We start from the raw sequence: 20,126 nt of genomic DNA on the forward strand, positions 1-20,126 counted from the left end.
TTTCACCTTCCCGAGCCGATCGCCACAGCCGTTTCGGTGCGCGTGCGCGAGAGCTTCTTCGACGCCGGGCGCGCCGCCTTTCTCGCCGTTTTCTTGCCGACCTGCTCGAGCGCCTGCGACGCCGCGTTCTTGCCGCTCGATTTCAGCGCACCCGCGCGCGCCTTGCGGCTCGATTCGCCGAGCAGCCGGGTCAGGCGCGCGTCGCTTGGCGTCGCGCCTTTGCGGTTCTTGCGCGCCGCCTCGCGCGTGCGGCGTTTCGCTTCCTTTTCGAGGAAGATCGCGAGCGCGGCTTCATCGGTCTTGAGACCGTGACGGCGCGACGCGGGCATCGATTCGGCGAGCTCGCCGGCTTCGAACGCCTCGATCACGGCCGGATGCACATAGCATTTGCGGCACACGGCGGGCGTATTGCGCAGCAGTTGCGCGACTTCCTTCACCGTGCCGACGACATGCTTGCGCGCCTCGGTCACCGTCTCCCATTTCAGCTTTCTCAGCGCCGCGAGCGCGAACACGCTGCCCGCCCACGTCCGGTAATCCTTCGCCGTGAAATCCGCGCCGGTGATCTCGCGCAGATATTCGTTGATGTCGGATGAAGAGACCGAATGGCGCTCGCCGTCCTCATCGAGATACTGGAAGAGATCCTGCCCCGGCAGATCCATGCAGCGCTTGACGATGCGCGCGACCCGCGCGTCGCTCACGGCGACATCGTGCTCGATGCCGCTCTTGCCGCGAAACTTGAACCGCAACGTTCCCGCCGACACTTTCAAATGCCGCTTTCTCAACGTCGTCAGGCCGTACGAGCGGTTTTCGCGCGCGTATTCCTCGCTGCCGACGCGGATCAGCGTCGTATCGAGCAGACGCACCACGGTCGCGAGCACCTTGTCGCGCGGCATGCCGTCGAGCGCCAGATCGCGCGTAACCCGCGAGCGCAGTTTCGGCAGTACCGCCGAAAACGCGAGCATGCGTTCGTACTTGTTCGCGTCGCGCGTTTCGCGCCATTGCGGGTGATAGCGATATTGCTTGCGACCGCGCGCATCGCGTCCGGTCGCCTGGAGATGGCCGCGCGAGTCGGGGCAAATCCACACATCGGTGTAAGCGGGCGGAATCGCGAGCGCGTTGATGCGGCGAATCTCGGCTTCGTCGTCGATGCGCTTGCCCTGCGTGTTGAAGTACGCGAACGCGCCGTCGATCCATTCGCGCGTATAGCCGCGCCGCGAATCGTCCACGTAGCGCAGGCCGGGCGGCAAATCATCCGGGCAGCCCTGCACGTCGGCCGTCAGGCGGTCGCCGGCCCCGCCGCCTGTCTCGTTGTTCGTTCCGATTTTCGCCACCGCGCGCCTCGCCTGATTGGTCTTCTATCGATGGCGAAGATTCGAGCAACGTGCGTGCCGCGTTGCACCGGAGTCACGGCAGCGCGAGTTCGCGCGCGCCTTCGGACGACGCCCAGCGCTCTTTTACGGACCAGCGCTCGTCGGTGCCGGCCTGCACGATCGTGAGCCGGCCTTCGGGCGCGAACGCGCACGTGTCGATGTAAATCTGCGAGCCGATCTGCTTCACCGCGCGCGTCGGCGTATGGCCGCAGTAAGTGGGCGACAGGCCGAATTGCAGCCCGGGGTCCGCGTGACCGAGCGCAAGGCTGCGGCCCCAAAGGATCTGCCCGCGGACGTCTTCGTGATAGTCGCCGGCATCGAGTTCGGCGTCGTTGCCGAAGAACTCCGCGTGCAGCACGTTGAAGCGCCGCTCGCCCTCGCCGACGATCCGCACGAGCGGCAGCGTCGAGAGCCGCGCGGCGAGCGCGGCAAGCTGATCGTCGGGGACGGTTTCAGCCCACGCGCCGCCGATCGCGTACCACGACTGACGGCGCATCGCGCCGGTCGCGACCGCGATCAGCGCATCCTCGTGATTGCCGAGCACGGGATAAAACCACGGCTTGTCGATGAGATCGATGGCCGCGAGCGAATCCGTGCCGCGATCGACCAGATCGCCGACGGAGAACAGCCTGTCCCGCGCGCCGTCGAAACCGATTTCGTGCAGAAGATAACGCAGCGCATCGACGCAGCCGTGCAGATCCCCGACCACGAAATCGCGGCCGAGATCATTGGCGGGATGCCTGCAGACGATAGGATAGGTAGGACCATTCATGCGCCGATGATAGCGCTCGTCAATGACGCCGTGTGCGGGGTGGATCGCTTTTGCAAGCAATACGCAAGCCGCGCGCACACTCGTTACAGCGGCGTTACCGGGGCGCGTCCGGTCGACGTAAAAAGTGCTGTTCCCGGCCTTTTGCAACCGCAGTTATTGCTCGATGACGCGAAGCCGCGCGACGGCTTTCGCATCGATCGACGCGCGTGGATCGCCGAATTGACGCGTCACGAAGTTGCTCAGAACGGCGATCTGCTCGTCGGTGAATTGCGCGTCGAATGCGGGCATCAGCGCGTGCGCATCGCGGGTCTTGCGATTCACGCCGCGCAGGATCACGAGAACGAGATTGCTCGCCGCCGCCGCGCCGCCATCACGCGCGAGCGGCGGAAACGGCTTGCTGCCCTCGCCTGTCGCGCCGTGGCAACTGGCGCACGCGGCGGCGTAAAGACGCGCGCCTTCCGAATCGATCGATGTCGTGTCCGCCCGCGCCGGGTCGCTCACGCGCGCGTCTTTCGCCGCGACGGGCGGCACGGCGCGCAGATACACGATCATCGAACGCAGATCCGCGGGCGTCAGATGCTGCGTGCCAGTCGCGACGACTTCGGCCATCGGTCCGAGCGCATAGGCACGGCCGGGCGCGGCGCCCGTCGACAGAAAGCGCAGCAGTTCGTCGTCGCGCCACGCGCCGATGCCCGCGACGCGATCCGGCGTCAGATTGCCCGCCTGCCATCCCGCGACCGTCGCCCCGGCAAGCCGCTTGCTCGCCATCGGCCCGCCGATGCGGTTGCGCGGCGTGTGGCACTCGCCGCAATGCCCGAGCCCTTCGACGAGATACGCGCCGCGATTCCACTCCGCGCTCTTCGACGGATCGGGCACGAAGCGCCGCGGCGAAAACTCGAGAAGATTCCACAGCGCCATGAGCCAGCGCTGATCGAACGGAAACGCGAGCGTGTTGCGCGGCGTCGCGGACCGCACGGGCGGCACGGTCGCGAGATAGGCGCGCATCGCGAGCAGATCGGCGTCGGAAAGCAGCGTGTACGACGTGTACGGAAACGCGGGATAAAGCCGCTCGCCGTTCCTGCCGATGCCCTCGCGCATCGCGCGGATGAACTGCGCGTCGGTCCATGCGCCGATGCCCGTTTCGCGATCGCTCGTGATGTTCGGCGCGAACACGTCGCCGAACGGCGTCGGGATCGGCCTGCCGCCCGCGAACGGCCGCGCGGATTCCGAGCGGGCGGTATGGCAGCTCATGCAGCCGCCCGCGCGCACGAGATATTCGCCTTGCTCGACTCTGGTTTGCGCCTGGGCGGCGCCGGACGCGCACGCCAGCAGAACGATCAGGCACGCGAGCCGCGCCTTCATCGCAGAGACGCCTCGATCGTGCCGGCGAGCCGCAGCGACAACGCCGCGATCGTCAGCGTGCAGTTGACGGAGCCGCCCGCGGGCATCACCGCGCTCCCGGCGATGAAAAGGTTCGGATGATCGTGCGCGCGGCATTCGTCATCGACGACGGAATCGTTCGGATCGCGGCCCATGATCGCCGTGCCCATGATGTGGCTGCTCGCGCCGAGCGAATCGTCGTGCTCGATTTCCGTGCCCTCGAAAATCCCGGCGATGCGCGCGAACTGCGCGTGCGTGTCGGCGGCGCTCTTGCGCACGTAATCGTCGATCGAATACGCGATTTCCGGGCGCGGCAAGCCGAGCGCGTCCTTTTGCGCCGACAGCATCACGCGATTTTCGCTCGACGGCAGTTGCTCGTGAAAGCTGCCGAACGTGAGCCTGCGCGCGCATTGCTCGCGAATCTGCCGGTCGAGCTCGCCGCCGGTCAGCCCTTTATCCAGCAGATTCCGGGTGACGGCGAGCGTCGGCGCCGCGTTCGACAGATGCAGCTTCTTCGCCGCCTGCTGCGCGCGAAACGGCCCGTCGCGGAAATCGACGATCGACGACATCTCCACTGGCCCGCGTCCCGGCCACAGCGCCTCGTTGGCGAGAAAGCTGACGCTCGCGGCGGGATGATCCATCAGATTGCGCCCGACCTGATCCGAGCCGTTGCCGATGCCCTTCGGAAACCGCGCGGACGTCGACATCAGAAGCAGCTTGGGCGTCTCGATGCCGTTCGCCGCGATGACGAAGCGCCTGCCGGTCACGCGCGTCGAGAGGCCGTTCGGGTCCTTGCAATGGATCGCGACGATCTCGCCGCGATCGTTCGCCTCGATGCGATACGCGACCGCCTGCGCGACGAGCGCCGCGCCCGCGCGTTCGGCCTTGTCGGCGTGCGACGCTGCGTGATACAGCGCGCCGATCGGACAAATCGGCATGCAATTGTTGTTGCCGCAGCACGCGGGGCGCGCGTCGTACGGACGGCTGTTGCGCGCCATCGGCTCGGGCACCACGCGATACGACTGCGCGCCGAGCGCCTCGGCGACGCGCCGGTCCATCCACGAGAGCGGCAGCGCGTCCATCGGATAAGGTGTCGAGCGCGGCGAGCCGAGATCGATGTCCGGTCCCGCGACGCCAAGATCGGCTTCGGCCTGCCCGTACCACGGTTCGAGCGTCTCGTAGGGAAACGGCCAGTCGCGCCCGACGCCGTACAGCGTTTTCACGCGAAAGTCAGAAGGCAAAAGGCGCCACGCCGCGCCGGCCCAATGCCACGTCGTCCCGCCGACGAGCCGCAGATATTGCGGCTGGTACGGCGTCGCGCCGCGATCGACGAGATAGGCGCCGGGATTCATCGGCTCGGGGCGCGGCGCGTGACGCACGAGCGGATACGGCGCGCAGAGATCGCGCTTGTCGGCGGCGCGGCGAAAGTTCTCGACGATCTGCCAGCGCGCAAGACGCGGCCCGGCTTCGAGCAGAATCACCGACGCGCCCGCTTTCGCCAGCCGGTACGCGACGAGACTGCCCGCCACGCCCGAGCCGACGACCACGACGTCCGCCGAAGTGGAACCCGCCATGCGCGTGCCCTTGTCTTGAATGGCGATGCGCGGCGCTCAGGGCTTCTTCGCCCAGTCGGCCGGCTCGCCGCGGCAGTATGAGGGAACCGTGAGCATGTCGCCGACGGGATCGAACATCAGTGCGCGTTCGTACGCAACGACTTCGACATGCGGCGGCTCGCCGACGACGCCGAGATACCACGCGCGCATCACGCTGCCGACCGTCTTCGCAAGCTCGGGACGCGTGGCTTCGAGCGCGGCGGTGATGATGTCGGTGGGCGTGCCGCCGTGCGTCGCGATCCACTTGTCGAGCGCGGCGATCTTCGCGGCGAAGTCCGCATCGTGCCGGACGAGCGCCGCGTGCACGCGTTCGGCGAGAAGCGGATCGAAGTGCGTGCGGCCGGTGAGTTTCATCGACACGGCGAGAAACGCGCCGATTCCGCTCGCGGGCGGTTCCTGAGCGCGCGCCGGCACGAGCAGCGCGCACGCGCCCGCCATGATTCCCCTTCGCATCGCAAACGACGTCATCTCTGGCACTCAGCTTGTTGAAAGGCGATCGGGCAATAATCGCAGCGTCGGGCGATGCCTGCCTCACATGCGGACAAAACGAAATGAAGCCGATCTTCCCGCCCGTACTGCGCAACCGGCCGCGCGCGCTGATCGGCCTGGCTGTTGGTTGCGTCGCCGCCGCTTTGGTTCCGGCGCACGTGCGGCCGACGGCGCGCGCGCTGATCGGCTGGGACTCGGCCGTGTGGCTCTACCTCGCGCTCATCTGGGTGAAGATGGCGTCCGCGCGCCAGAGCGACGTGCAGGAACTCGCCGAGCGCGAAGACGAAAACGCCGCGACCGTGCTGATGGTCGTGAGCGTCGCGGCGATTGCGAGCATCGTGGCGATCGTCGTCGAGCTGTCGACCGCGAAGCACATGGGCGCCGGCGCGGTGCTGCATTACGTGCTCACCGGCGCGACGATGCTCGGCGCATGGTTCCTGATCCCGACGATGTTCACGCTCCACTACGCGCGGCACTATTATCAGTCGCCGGACAACGATACCGCGCTGAGATTTCCCGACCGTCATCTGAAGCCGGGTTACTGGGACTTCCTCTACTTCTCCTTCACGATCGCGGTCGCGTCGCAGACCGCCGATATCGCGCTTGCATCGACGTCGGCGCGCCGCACGGCGCTCGCGCAATCTGTGCTGTCGTTCTTCTTCAATCTGGCGGTGCTCGGGCTTTCGATCAACATCGCCGCGAGCATGGTCGGCGGCTGAAACGACGCTGTCACGCGCGCGCCATAAGCTCGACGAACGGCTCATCGAACGCGCCGTGTAAAAACGCGGCGCGCGCCGCAGTCAGTTTTACACGCGGCACGTTCGTGCCTTTCTTGCTCTGCGGGACGTGGGCGCCGGCGGTCTCGTCGTGCCATAGGCGGAAATGAACGTGCCGCAGCGCACACACGCCCCCGCTCGGTGGCACAGCGATTGCTGCATTGCGCCAGCCCAATCAGAAGAAACCCGGATCAGCACTCGCTCGCGCGGCCTCGCGCTCGTGCGTTCCGCATGCACAGGAGAGCCCATTTTGCCTTTGAACGTTCTGCTGGTCGCCTCCGAAGCCGTCCCGCTCGCCAAGACCGGCGGACTCGGCGATATGGTCAGCGCCTATGCTGCCGCGCTGCGCGAAGCCGGCGTCGATGCCACCATCCTGCTTCCCGCCTATCCGAACGCCATTGCCCAAGCAGAAGGCCTGAGCAAGATCGGCACGCTCACCGGCCTGCCCGGCGGCGACGCGGCGCTGCTGCGCGGCCGCATGCCCGATACCGGCGTGCCGGTTCTGCTGCTGCGCTGCGACACGCTCTACGCGCGCGACGGGCTTTATCAGGACGAACAGGGCCGCGACTATCAGGACAACGCGCTTCGCTTCGCGACGCTTTCCGCCGCCGCGGTGCGGATCGCGCAAGGCGTGCGCGGCGTGAAGAAGCCGGACATCGTTCATGCACACGACTGGCACACGGGCCTGACGCCGCTTCTGATGAAGCACGCGGGCGTGCACGCAAAGAGCGTATTCACGATCCACAATCTCGCATTCCAGGGCAACTACGCGCTCTCGCTTGGTGCGTCGCTCGGCGTGCCGGAAAAGTGGCTCGTGCATGCGTTGAGCGACCCGAAGAGCATCGAGTTCTATGGCGCATTGAGTCTGATGAAAGCGGGCATCGTCCACGCCGATCGCGTAACGACCGTCTCCGAAACTTACGCGCGCGAAATTCTCACGCCGCGCTTCGGCCATCTGATGGAAGGCGTGCTGCAAAGCTGCGCCGACAAGCTGTCGGGCGTCGTGAACGGCATCGACGAAGAAACGTGGAATCCCGCCGCCGATCCGCTCATCGAACGCACCTATTCCTTCGACGATATGCGCGGCAAGCACGCGTGCAAGCGCGCGCTGCAACGCATGTTCGGCTTGCCCGTCGATCCGTTCGCGCCGCTGATGGCGATCGGCAGCCGCATGACCGGTCAGAAACTCGCCGATGTCGTGCTCGATGCGCTGCCGCGTCTGCTCGCGCGACATCCGCGTCTGCAGCTCGCCGTGATCGGCAAGGGCGAGGCGCATATCGAAGCCGGTTTCAGGAAGCTCGCGCAGGAATGGCCGGATCGCGTGGGCGTGCATATCGGATACGACGAACGGCGCGCCCATGCCCTGCACGCGGGCGCGGACATCCTTCTGCACGGCAGCCGCTTCGAGCCGTGCGGCCTCACGCAGATGTATGCGATGCGCTACGGCACGCTGCCGGTCGCATCGCGCGTGGGCGGCCTCGCCGACACGATCGTCGATGCGGCGCAAAACGAACTGCACGGCATGCGCGACGTGCTCCGTCCATCGGCGTGGCTGCGCGACGGCACGCATGATCTGCCTGTCGCGCCGGTCCCCGCGCCGCGCTCCTCGCACGCGCCTACCGGCTTTCTCTTCGATGGCGAACGCGCGGACGATATCGTCTACGCCGCGAGCCGCGCGCTCGACGCCTACATGCGTCCGCAAGTGTGGCGCGCGTTGCAGCGCAACGCGATGTCCTGCGATTTCGGATGGAACGAAGCCGTGACGACGATGGTCGCACTGTACGTCGGCCTGAGCGGCGCGCGTCCGAGCCGCACCGCATTGCGTGCGCGCCGCGTGGCCGATGTCATGCCGACGCCCGCACGGGCACAGGACGCGCATTCGATGGCGCGCACCGCGTGAGCGTGCCGGCGGCAGTTGCTCCATAGTAACGACCAGGGTTCGAACCGGGCGCGGCACGCAACGTGCTGTCCCGCCCGTGCATGAGCCCGAAGGAAATCACTTGGGGACCGTGGCGCCCACCGTGATGCAAGAAGGCATTCGATGCACGGTGCATCGCGACAACGCGGCCAGGCAGGCGTCGAAATCCGGCGCCAAGGTGTAATCTGAGTTCCGCCTGAGAGTTCGCGTGATTCGTGACGCGCGGACCAGCTCTTCAGCCAGTTTGGCCCGTGAGCGTGATCGCGATTGATGCCCGCATCCCCGCCACCGCAGGACGACTCTGGAAAAGACGAACGATGGAAAACCATCAAGCTCCTCATGCGTACGCGCCGCGTATCTACTTCATCGATCCCCTGCTCGTCGGCCCGCTCGCGAACTGGCCCGCCCAGTTCGAGCACGCGGCAGGGCTCGGCTTCGATCACGTCCTGATCGGCTCGCCCTTCACGCCGGGCAGCAACGGACATCGCGAGGCGGTCGCCGATCATCATCGGCTGCATTCCGTCTTCGAATCCGATGGGAGCGCATCCGACGGCCTGCGCCAGCTCGCCGACGCCGCGAAAAAGCACAAGCTCACGCTGCTCGTCGATATCGTGATCGACCGCGTGAGCGCCGAAGGCGGCCTTTATCAGGACAACAAGCACTGGTTTCAGCCGTTCGAAAGCGCGGATGCGCGCCTCGATCCGCGCAAGCCGCCGCGTCAGCGCGACGTCGCGTGGGCGAATTTCGCCGATGGCGAGGCCGCGCATCATCTGACCGAATGGTGGGCGCGCGAGCTGAACCTGCTCGCCGATGCGGGCGTGGGCGGGTTTCGCTTCGATGCGCCGGACGCGGTGCCCGCGCATGTGTGGCGCAGGCTCGGCGCGGCGGTGCGCGAAAAGCATCCGGAGACGCGCTGGCTCGCGTGGACCGTCGGCGTCACGCGGCATGATCTGCACGGTCTCGCCGACGCCGGTTTCGACGCCGTGTTCGCATCGACGCGCTGGTGGGACTTCAAGAGCGCGTGGCTCTTCGACGAGCACGCGGCGCTGTCGCGCATCGCACCGCCCATCGCGTTTCCGGAAGATCCGTTCGGCGCGCGGCTCATCAGCGATCTCGCCGATACGAGCGACACCGCGCTCGTCGAACGCGCCTACACGCGCGCGCTCGACACCGCCGCCGCGCTCGGCACCGGCATCATGGTGCCGATGGGCTTCGAATACGGCGTCGCCCTGCCGATGTCGCCGCAATACGGCATCGCGGCGGAATACGAGCGTGCGAAGAGCGAGAAGCGCATCGATCTCACCGCGCGCATCCGGCGTGCGAACGAGTTGCAGCGCAACGTCGGCACGCTCGCGAGCGTCGGCGAACTGCGCGCGCTGACGGGGGCGGGCACGCCCTACGCGGCGCTGATTCGCGCGGATGGCGGCGATCTGCGCCATAGCAGCGACGCCGTGCTCGCCGTCATCAATCCCGATCTCGTCGCGCCCGTGCACGTCGATACGTTGCATCTGCTCGAATCGGTGCCGGGCAACTACACGCGCTTCGCGCTGATCGACGACACGATGGGCAAGCCCGAGCGCCTCGCGCCCTTCACGCTCAAGGCGGGCGAAGTGCGCCTGTATCGCGCGGAAGCCGAGCCGTTCATCCTGCTCGCGCAGCCGCAAGTGAAGCGCGGCGCGAAGGCCGCCGACAAGAAGTCCGTCGCCGAGGCGATCGCCGCGCCGCGCGTGTCGATCGAGAGCGTGACGCCTTCGGTCGATCACGGACGCTTTCCGGCGAAGCGCATCGTCGGCGAGGCGGTGGAGATTCAGGCAGCGATCTTCGCGGAAGGCCACGACAAAATCGCCGCCGCCGTGCAATGGCGCGCCGCCGATGAAACCGAGTGGCACGAAGCGCCGATGACCGCCGTGCAGCCCGCCGGCCTCGATCTGTGGAGCACGCGCATTCCGCTCGAACGCGTGGGCCGCCATGAATTCGTCGTGATGGCGTGGCGCGACGATTACGCGTCGCTCGTCGATCACATGCAGAAGAAGCTGAAGGCCGGTCAGACGGTGGAGCTCGAAGTCGAGGAAGCGAAGCATCTGTTCGCGCTGATCCTCGCCGAAGTCAAAACCTCCGACGATGCCGACAGCGACAGCGCGCCGCTCGAAGCGATCGTCAAGGAATTCACGAAGGCCGACGACGCGCGCAAGCTCGAACTCGTGCTCGCGAGCGCGACCGCGAAAGCCGTTGCAGCGGCGCGGCATCGTCCGTTCCTGTCGCGCGATCCGGTCGTGTACCGCATCGATTCGGAACGCGCCGCCGCGCGCTTCGCGAGCTGGTACGAGATCTTCCCGCGTTCCATGAGCGACGACGTGAATCGTCACGGCACGTTCATCGACGTGATCGGCAAGCTGCCGCGCATCCGCGAGATGGGCTTCGACGTGCTGTACTTTCCGCCGATCCATCCGATCGGCGTCGCGAACCGCAAGGGCAAGAACAACTCGCTGACCGCGCAGCCGGGCGATGTCGGCAGCCCATATGCGATCGGCGGCAAGGAAGGCGGCCACGACGCGCTGCATCCCGAACTCGGCAATCTCGACGACTTCAAGCGCATGCTCGAAGCCGCGCACGAATACGGGCTCGAGATCGCGCTCGACTTCGCGGTGCAATGCTCGCCGGATCATCCGTGGCTCAAGGAGCATCCGACATGGTTCGCATGGCGTCCCGACGGCACGCTGCGTTATGCGGAAAATCCGCCGAAGAAGTATCAGGACATCGTGAATCCGGACTTCTACGCGCAGGACGCGAAACCCGATCTGTGGCTCGCGTTGCGCGACGTGTTCCTGCACTGGATCGCGGCGGGCGTGCGAATCTTCCGCGTCGACAATCCGCATACGAAGCCCTTCCCGTTCTGGGAATGGGTGATCGGCGACGTGCGCGCGCGCCATCCCGATGTCATCTTCCTCGCCGAAGCGTTCACGCGGCCGCGCGTGATGAACCGTCTCGCGAAGCTCGGCTTCTCGCAGTCGTACACGTACTTCACCTGGCGCGAGAGCAAGCGCGATTTTCTCGAGTACATGCACGATCTCACGCAGACCGATGCGAAGGAATTCTTCCGCCCGAACTTCTTCGTGAACACGCCGGATATCAATCCGCGCTTCCTGCAAAGCTCCGGACGGCCGGGTTTCGTGATTCGCGCGGCGCTGGCGGCCACGCTATCCGGATTGTGGGGCGTGTATAGCGGCTTCGAGCTGTGCGAATCGGCGGCGCTGCCGAACAGCGAGGAGTATCTCGACTCCGAGAAGTACGAACTGAAGGCGTGGGACTGGAACCGGCCCGGCAACATCGTCACGGAAATCACCGCGCTCAATCGCATCCGCCGCGCGAATCCCGCGTTGCAGACGCATTTGGGCGTCAACTTCCTGCCCGCGCATAACGATCACATCCTGTTCTTCGAAAAGGCGAACGCATCGCGCGACAACGTCGTGCTCGTCGCGATCAACCTCGATCCGTTCAACGAGCAAGGCGCGGATATCGAACTGCCTTGGCAGACGCTCGAACGCTGGGGCGTGCATGAGTGGGACGCGATCGCGGTCGAGGATCAGGTGACGGGCGAGCAATTCGAATGGCGCGGACGGCGCCAGCATGTGCGGCTCAATCCGCATTCGCTGCCATTCGCGATCTGGCGCATATCGCCGACATGGGGTTTGCCGAAGCCGCAGCCTGACGCAGCGTGATTCATCGACGTACGAAAGCACACCAAGAACATTGGAGCGAAACGTGGATACAAGGGTGAAGCGCAACAAGAAGGCGTCGATTCTCAACGACGATCCGCTTTGGTACAAGGACGCGATCATCTATCAGGTTCACATCAAGTCTTTCTTCGATGCGAACAACGACGGCATCGGCGATTTTCCCGGCCTGCTCGCGAAGCTCGACTACATCGCGGAGCTGGGCGTCGATGCGATCTGGCTGCTGCCGTTCTATCCGTCGCCGCGCCGCGACGACGGCTACGACATCGCAGACTATCGCAACGTGCATCCGGACTACGGCACGATCGCGGACGTCAAGCGCTTCATTCAGGAAGCGCACGCGCGCGGCATACGCGTGATCACCGAACTGGTCATCAATCACACGTCGGATCAGCATCCGTGGTTTCAGCGCGCGCGTCATGCGAAGCCGGGATCGAATCATCGCAACTACTACGTGTGGTCCGACACGGACAAGAAGTACGAAGAGACGCGCATCATCTTCATCGACTCGGAACCTTCGAACTGGACGCACGATCCGGTCGCGGGCCAGTATTACTGGCATCGCTTCTACGCGCATCAGCCCGACCTGAACTTCGATAACCCGGCGGTCATCAAGGAAGTGCTCTCCGTGATGCGCTTCTGGCTCGACATGGGCATCGACGGGCTGCGGCTGGACGCGGTGCCGTATCTCGTCGAGCGCGAAGGCACGAACAACGAGAATCTGCCCGAGACGCACCAGATCCTCAAAAAGATTCGCGCCACCATCGACGCGGAGTATCCGAACCGCATGCTGCTCGCGGAAGCGAATCAGTGGCCGGAAGACGTGAAGGAATACTTCGGCGACGAAGACGAATGCCACATGGCGTTCCACTTCCCGCTGATGCCGCGCATCTATATGTCGATCGCGAGCGAGGATCGCTTCCCGATCACGGACATCATGCGGCAGACGCCGGACCTCGCCGAAACCAATCAATGGGCGATCTTCCTGCGCAATCACGATGAACTCACGCTCGAAATGGTCACCGACTCCGAGCGCGATTACTTGTGGAACACATATGCGAGCGATCGCCGCGCGCGCCTGAACCTCGGCATTCGCCGCCGTCTCGCGCCGCTGATGGAACGCGACCGGCGCCGCATCGAGCTCATCAATTCGCTGCTGCTGTCGATGCCCGGCACGCCCGTGATCTATTACGGCGACGAGCTCGGCATGGGCGACAACATCCACTTGGGCGATCGCGACGGCGTGCGCACGCCGATGCAATGGTCGTCCGACCGCAACGGCGGTTTCTCGCGCGCCGATCCCGAGCAACTCGTGCTGCCGCCCGTGATGGGCTCGCTCTACGGCTATGACGCGGTGAACGTCGAATCGCAAAGCCGCGATCCGCATTCGCTGCTGAACTGGACGCGCAAGATGCTCGCGGTGCGCCGCTCGAAGCATGCGTTCGGCCGCGGCACGATCCGCTTCTTGCGGCCCGCGAATCGCAAGATCCTCGCGTATCTGCGCGAACTCGAAGGCGAGCCGCCGATCCTGTGCGTCGCGAATCTTTCGCGTGCGCCGCAAGCGGTGGAGCTGGATCTGTCGGAATTCGACGGCTCCGTGCCGCTCGAAATGACCGCCGATTCGCCGTTCCCGGCTATCGGCAAGCTCACGTATCTGCTCACGTTCCCGCCCTACGGCTTCCTGTGGTTCCAGCTTTGCCCGGGCAACATGCGGCCCGCGTGGGCGCAGGCGCCGTCCGAGCAATTGCCCGAGTTCGTCACGATGGTGATTCGCGCCGGCCAGACCGGCCCGACGCCGGAAAACGTCCGGCTGCTCGAATCGGAAGTGCTGCCGAACTATCTGAGCAAGCGCCGCTGGTTCGCATCGAAGGATCAGAAGCTGCATGCGGTGCGCCTCGCCGCGCTGACCACGATCGAAGGCGCGGGCTTCGCGTTCACCGAGATCGAAGCCGATGTCGGCGATCATTGCGAGCGCTACGTGTTGCCGCTGTCGATCGCGTGGGGCACGGAGACGACGTCGCCGCTCTACATGCAGCTCGCGCTCGCGCGCGTGCGGCGCAACCGCAACATCGGGCATCTGACCGATGCGTTCTCGGTGCCGCAATTCACCTATGGCGTGATCCGCAAGCTCAAGGAGCGCGCGGTCGTGCCGACGGTGCAAAAGAGCGAGATCCGCTTCATTCCGACCGAGCTCTTCGACACGCTTAATCTCTATCCCGCCGATCCGCCCGAGATCCGCTGGCTCGCCGCCGAACAGAGCAACAGCTCGCTCGTGATCGGCGACAAGATCGTGCTCAAGCTCGTGCGTCGCGTCGTGGGCGGCATTCATCCCGAAGCGGAAATGAGCCGCTATCTGACGCAACTCGGCTACGCGAACACCGGCCCGCTCTACGGCGAAGTCGTGCGCGTCGATCCGCAGGGCGTGCCGCATACGCTCATCATCCTGCAGGGTTACATCGACAATCAGGGCGATGCGTGGAACTACGCGCTCGACTATCTGCGCCGCACCGTCGATGAGCTCGCGGTCGCGGTCGAATCCGAAGAGCACGCGCAGGAACGCGACGCGCAGGCGGAAGGTTTAGCGGGCTACGGCAACATCGCGGGCATCATCGGCAAGCGGCTGGGCGAACTGCACGTCGCGCTCGCATCGCCGACGGAAGACGAAGCGTTCTCGCCGCAGCGCGCATCGGCCGAGGACGTCGAGGGCTGGATCGACGGCACGCTGAAGCTGCTCGAATCGGCGCTCGACATCCTCGCGCAGAAGATCGGCGAATTCAACGAGCACGACCGTTTCCTCGCGCAAAGCCTGCTCGACCGGCGCGAACTGCTCGTCGATACGGTCAAGAAGCTCGTCGCGCCCGATGCCGATGCGTTGTGCATCCGCATCCACGGCGATTTCCACCTGGGCCAGGTGCTGATGGCGCAAGGCGATGCGTATCTCATCGACTTCGAAGGCGAGCCCGCGCGCCCGCTCGACGAACGCCGCAAAAAGACGAGTCCGCTGCGCGACGTCGCGGGCCTGTTGCGTTCGCTGTCGTATGCGAGCGCGGCAGCGCAATCGACGACGGAAAACGCGCCCGCGCAGACGGCGGATCGCAAGCGGGCGCTGTTCGAACGCCTGCGCGCGTTCGCCGAGGAGAGCTTTTTGCGGGAGTACACCGGGGCGATCGCCACGTCGCCCGAAACGATCGCGGCCGAAGACGTGTTTCAGCCGTTGCTCGATCTTTTCCTGATCGAGAAGGCCGCTTACGAAATCCGCTACGAAGCAGCGAACCGGCCGACCTGGATCGGCCTTCCGTTGCGGGGTCTCGCGTCGCTCGCGAGCCGCCTGCTGGGAGATACGGGCGAGCCGCCCGCTCCGGGCACGCGACCCGTATTCGGAGCCAACAAGGACAATCCGGATGGAACTCACCATGAACACTCGTAGCGATCCGGCGGATACCAGGAACCCGGCGCACGGCCTCAATCCGCTCGATATCGACGCACTCGTCGAGGCCCGGCATCCCGATGCCTTCTCGATGCTCGGCCTGCACGAAACCGATCTGGGGCACGTCGTGCGCGTGTTCCTGCCGGGCGCATCGTCAGTAAGCGTCGCGGATGCGGGCAACGGCGAGCATCTCGGCTCGCTCGCGCGCGTCCACGATGCGGGGCTTTACGCGGGCTTCGTCACGAGGCCGGCGGCGTATCGCCTGAAGATCGACTGGCACGGCACGCCGCAGGAAACGCACGACACGTATTCGTTCGGCCCTGTGCTCAGCGACGAATGGCTCCACCGTCTCTCGCAAGCCGACCCGTATGCGGTGCTCGAATGCCTCGGCTCGCGGCCCATCACGCATGGCGGCGTCGCGGGCGTGCGCTTCGCGGTGTGGGCGCCGAATGCGCGGCGCGTCTCGGTGGTCGGCGACTTCAACACATGGGATGGGCGGCGCCATCCGATGCGCCTGCGTCACAACGCGGGCGTGTGGGAGCTGTTCATTCCGGGCATCGGCGCGGGCACGCGTTACAAGTACGAGATCGTCACGCGCGACGGTCATACGCTGCCGCTCAAGGCCGATCCGTGCGCGATGCAGAGCGAGAAGCCGCCGTCGACGGCATCGGTCGTCGCGGATGCCGATGCGATCGATCATTACGCATGGACCGACGCCGAGTGGATGAACACGCGCGGCGGCAAGCAGACGCCGCAATCGCCGATCACCATATACGAGGCGCATGCGGAGTCGTGGCTGCGCGTGCCGGAGGAAGACAATCGCGGCATGAACTGGCACGAGCTGGCCGAGCGTCTGATTCCGTATGCGAAGGGCATGGGCTTCACGCACCTCGAATTCATGCCGATCGCGGAGCATCCGTTCGGCGGTTCGTGGGGTTATCAGCCGCTCGGGCAGTTCGCGCCGTCCGCGCGCTTCGGCACGCCGGAGCAGTTCGCGGAGTTCGTGAATCGCGCGCACGAGGCGGGGCTCGGCGTCATCATCGACTGGGTGCCGGCGCATTTTCCGAACGACGCGCACGGTCTCGTGCAGTTCGACGGCACGCCTTTGTACGAGCACGCCGACCCGCGCGAGGGTTATCACCAGGACTGGAACACGATGATCTACAACCTCGGCCGCAACGAGGTGAGCGCGTTCCTGATCGCATCGGGGCTGGCGTGGCTGAAGCGCTATCACGTCGATGGCTTGCGTGTCGATGCGGTTGCGTCGATGCTGTATCGCGACTATTCGCGCAAGGCCGGCGAGTGGGTGCCGAACATTTACGGCGGGCGAGAGAATCTCGAATCGATTGCGTTCCTGAAGCGGCTGAATCATGAAGTGCGGCAGATTCCGGGTGCGATCACGGTTGCGGAGGAATCGACTGCATGGCCGGGCGTGACGGCGAATGTCGAGAGCGGCGGACTCGGCTTCGACTTCAAGTGGAACATGGGCTGGATGCACGACACGCTGCACTACATGCAGGAAGATCCGGTGTATCGGCAGTATCACCATCATCTGTACACGTTCGGGATGGTGTATGCGTATTCCGAGCGCTTCGTCTTGCCTTTGTCGCACGATGAAGTCGTGCATGGCAAGGGGTCTTTGATCAACAAGATGCCGGGCGACCGGTGGCAGAAGTTCGCCAATCTGCGCGCTTACTTCGGCTTCATGTGGACGCATCCGGGCAAGAAGCTGTTGTTCATGGGCGGCGAGTTCGGCCAGTTCGCGGAGTTCAATCACGATGAATCGCCGCATTGGCATCTGCTCGATGATTCGATGCATGGCGGGTTGCAGAAGCTCGTGCGCGATCTGAATCATCTCTATACGAGCGAGCCGGCGTTGCACAAGCTGGATAGCGATTCGCGCGGCTTCGAATGGCTCGTCGGGGATGACAACGCGAATAGCGTTTATGCGTATCGGCGTACGGATGCCGAAGGGCGCGATGTCGTCGTGGTGTGCAATATGACGCCGGTGCCTCGTCTGGCTTATCGGATCGGGTTGCCGCAGCGCGGGCGGTGGAGCGAAGTGTTCAACTCCGATGCTTCCATTTATGGCGGGTCGAATATGGGGAATGGCGGGGTGATTCATACGGACGACTATCCGAGTCATGGGAGGGAGCAGTCGGCGGCGTTGACATTACCGCCGTTGGCAACCATCGTGTTGCGGGCCGATTGATGGTCTTTTTTTTCGCCGGATCCCGTAATCGCGTCGGTCTATCAGCGTTGCCCCGCACAGGGGCAGTGCTGATAGACCACTAAGAAACCGGGATTCCATAAAAGCGCAAGCAATACGAAGAGCAAGAGCAGGAAACAGCAAAGGCAGAAAAACCCCAAAAGGATGCGCCAACATGGCAAATGCACTCCCCGACAAGTTGCTCCCGGGCGCGCCCTACCCGCTCGGAGCCAACTGGGACGGTCTGGGCGTCAACTTCGCGGTGTTCTCATCGAATGCTCATCGCATCGAGGTATGTCTCTTCGACAGCACCGGCCGCAAGGAACTGATGCGCTTCGACCTGCCCGAGTGCACCGACGAAATCTGGCACGGCTATCTCCCCGGCGCGCACCCCGGCACCGTCTACGGCTTTCGCGCGCATGGCCCGTATCAGCCGCAGCAAGGTCATCGCTTCAATCCGCACAAGCTGCTGCTCGATCCCTACGCGAAAAAGCTCGTCGGCCCCTGGCGATGGTCCGACGCCCTCTTCGGCTATCGCGTGCATTCGAATCGCCTCGACATGTCGATGGATCGCCGCGACTCCGCACCCGCGATGCCCAAATGCATCGTCACCGACGACGCCTTCGACTGGTCGCGCGACGTGCGCCCCGACACGCCCTGGGGCGAAACCATCGTCTACGAAACGCACGTGCGCGGTGCATCGATGATGCGCCACGACATCCGCCAGCACGAACGCGGCACCTTCGCCGCGCTATCGTCGCCTTGGTTCATCGAGCACTTGCAGAAGCTCGGCATCACCGCCGTCGAATTTCTTCCGGTGCACGCGTTTCTCAACGACCGCTTTCTCGTCGAACGCAGTCTCAGGAATTACTGGGGCTACAACACCGCCGCGTTCTTCGCCCCCGAGCCTTCCTATCTGTCGACGCATCGGCTCAACGAAATGCGTATCGCCGTACGTCAACTGCACGCGGCGGGCATCGAAGTGATTCTCGACGTCGTCTATAACCACACTTGCGAAGGCAACGAACTCGGCCCGACCGTCTCGTGGCGCGGCCTCGACAACGCAAGCTACTACCGCCTCATTCCCGGCGACGAACGTCACTACATCAACGAAACCGGCTGCGGCAATACGGTGAATCTGTCGCATCCGCGCGTCTTGCAGATGGTGATGGACTCGCTGCGCTACTGGTGCACGGCGTTCAACATCGACGGCTTCCGCTTCGATCTCGGCGTCACGCTCGGCCGCGAAGGCCACGGCTTCGATCCCGGCTCGGGCTTCTTCGATGCCGTGCGCCAGGATCCCGTTCTCTCCACGCGCAAGCTCATCTCCGAGCCGTGGGATATCGGGCCGGACGGCTATCAGGTCGGCAATCATCCGCCGGGCTTCGCGGAATGGAACGACAAGTATCGCGATGGCGTCCGGCGTTTCTGGCGCGGCGATGCCGGCATGCGCCCCGATCTCGCCGCGCGTCTCACCGGCTCGGCGGAACTTTTCAACCGGCGCTTCAGGAAACCATGGGCGTCGGTGAACTTCGTCGCGTCGCACGACGGCTTCACGCTTGCGGACGTCACCGCGTATTCGCACAAGCACAACGAAGCGAATCAGGAAGGCAACAACGACGGCCACAACGAGAATTGCAGCGCGAACTGGGGCATCGAAGGTCCGACCGACGATCCCGCGATTCTCGAAGTGCGCGCGCGTCTCGCCCGCTCGATGATCGCGACGACGCTGCTCTCGCTCGGCACGCCGATGCTTCTCGGCGGCGACGAATTCGGCCGCACGCAGCAGGGCAACAACAATGCCTATTGCCAGGACAACGAGATTTCGTGGATCGACTGGGACGCGGCGCAAAGGCCCGCCGGCGTCGAGATGACGGAGTTCGTCGCGAAAGTTATTGCACTGCGCAAAAACTACCCGGTGTTGCGCGAAACGCGCTTCCTTTACGGCGACCGCGAAGTGCTGCCGGGACTCTACGATGTCAGTTGGTTCGATGAACGCGGCAACGCGCTCGCGATCGAAGCATGGCAGGACCCGGAAGGCCGCGCGCTCACGCTGCGGCGCGCGGGCCCGGGCGTCGACAGTGAAATCGACGTGCTGCTGCTCATGTTCAATGCATCGTCGCAAACGCTCGTGTTCACACCGCCCGCGCCGCACTTGGAATGGAACGTGCTCTTGGATAGCGCGGAGCCCGATTCGGTGACGCGGCCTCTCGTCGGCAGCGAGTTGGAAGTGGCCGCGCACAGCGTCGTGGTGATGCTGGCCGAGCCGACCGGCGATGCCGACTGGCAAGCGGTCTGGATGGCGGGCGCGCATCAGGGGCCGCGTCTTCTGACGGCATTGCCGCCCGATCCGGGCACGATGCCCTCGCATCGCGATTCCGAGATCGATTCGCCTCACTGACGCACAACCCATACGCAGTCCACCGCAGCATTAGAGG

The 20,126-nt window shown here is 65.0% G+C and carries 11 protein-coding genes; 6 read left to right on the forward strand and 5 right to left on the reverse strand.

The annotated features are described in order from the left end of the window. Positions 1-2: 2 nt before the first annotated feature. The 5 genes from QCE49_RS31475 to QCE49_RS31495 all read right to left on the reverse strand — a co-directional run bounded on the left by QCE49_RS31475 (position 3) and on the right by QCE49_RS31495 (position 5,588). Entirely contained in the window at positions 3-1,331 is a 1,329-nt protein-coding gene (locus QCE49_RS31475) for a DNA topoisomerase IB (protein WP_250459079.1), read from the reverse strand. 73 nt (positions 1,332-1,404) lie between these two features. Beyond that, positions 1,405-2,142, reverse strand: coding sequence for a metallophosphoesterase (locus QCE49_RS31480; protein WP_081851854.1), 738 nt, complete (start codon positions 2,140-2,142; stop codon positions 1,405-1,407). A 153-nt stretch (positions 2,143-2,295) separates the two neighbouring features. Further along, the gene (locus QCE49_RS31485) at positions 2,296-3,504 is read right to left on the reverse strand and encodes a cytochrome c (protein WP_250459077.1); all 1,209 of its coding nucleotides are present in this window, start codon (positions 3,502-3,504) and stop codon (positions 2,296-2,298) included. Beyond that, a complete protein-coding gene (locus tag QCE49_RS31490) occupies positions 3,501-5,096 on the reverse strand; it encodes a GMC family oxidoreductase (protein WP_250459075.1) in 1,596 nt (531 codons plus the stop codon). The genes QCE49_RS31485 and QCE49_RS31490 overlap by 4 nt, the downstream gene beginning before the upstream one ends. 36 nt (positions 5,097-5,132) lie before the next feature. After that, positions 5,133-5,588, reverse strand: a complete 456-nt coding sequence (locus tag QCE49_RS31495) for a sorbitol dehydrogenase family protein (RefSeq protein ID WP_235366202.1) — start codon at positions 5,586-5,588, stop codon at positions 5,133-5,135. 98 nt (positions 5,589-5,686) lie between these two features. Here QCE49_RS31495 and QCE49_RS31500 point away from each other — a divergent pair, with 98 nt between their 5' ends. The 6 genes from QCE49_RS31500 to glgX all read left to right on the forward strand — a co-directional run bounded on the left by QCE49_RS31500 (position 5,687) and on the right by glgX (position 20,089). After that, the gene (locus QCE49_RS31500) at positions 5,687-6,343 is read left to right on the forward strand and encodes a DUF1345 domain-containing protein (RefSeq protein WP_008354009.1); all 657 of its coding nucleotides are present in this window, start codon (positions 5,687-5,689) and stop codon (positions 6,341-6,343) included. A gap of 307 nt (positions 6,344-6,650) precedes the next feature. Continuing rightward, positions 6,651-8,300: a glycogen synthase GlgA gene (gene glgA, locus QCE49_RS31505; protein WP_250459073.1), complete on the forward strand. Its 1,650-nt coding sequence runs from the start codon at positions 6,651-6,653 to the stop codon at positions 8,298-8,300. 335 nt (positions 8,301-8,635) lie between these two features. Then, on the forward strand, positions 8,636-12,037 hold the full coding sequence (locus tag QCE49_RS31510) for a maltotransferase domain-containing protein (RefSeq protein ID WP_250459071.1): 3,402 nt from the start codon (positions 8,636-8,638) through the stop codon (positions 12,035-12,037). A gap of 31 nt (positions 12,038-12,068) precedes the next feature. Further along, positions 12,069-15,479: a maltose alpha-D-glucosyltransferase gene (treS, locus tag QCE49_RS31515; RefSeq protein ID WP_051079077.1), complete on the forward strand. Its 3,411-nt coding sequence runs from the start codon at positions 12,069-12,071 to the stop codon at positions 15,477-15,479. Then, positions 15,466-17,691, forward strand: a complete 2,226-nt coding sequence (glgB, locus tag QCE49_RS31520) for a 1,4-alpha-glucan branching protein GlgB (protein ID WP_250459069.1) — start codon at positions 15,466-15,468, stop codon at positions 17,689-17,691. The genes treS and glgB overlap by 14 nt, the downstream gene beginning before the upstream one ends. Before the next feature lie 172 nt (positions 17,692-17,863). Continuing rightward, positions 17,864-20,089, forward strand: a complete 2,226-nt coding sequence (glgX, locus tag QCE49_RS31525; protein ID WP_250459060.1) for a glycogen debranching protein GlgX — start codon at positions 17,864-17,866, stop codon at positions 20,087-20,089. Positions 20,090-20,126: the final 37 nt, after the last annotated feature.

This window comes from Caballeronia sp. LZ008, from assembly GCF_031451435.1.
GTDB lineage: Bacteria > Pseudomonadota > Gammaproteobacteria > Burkholderiales > Burkholderiaceae > Caballeronia > Caballeronia zhejiangensis.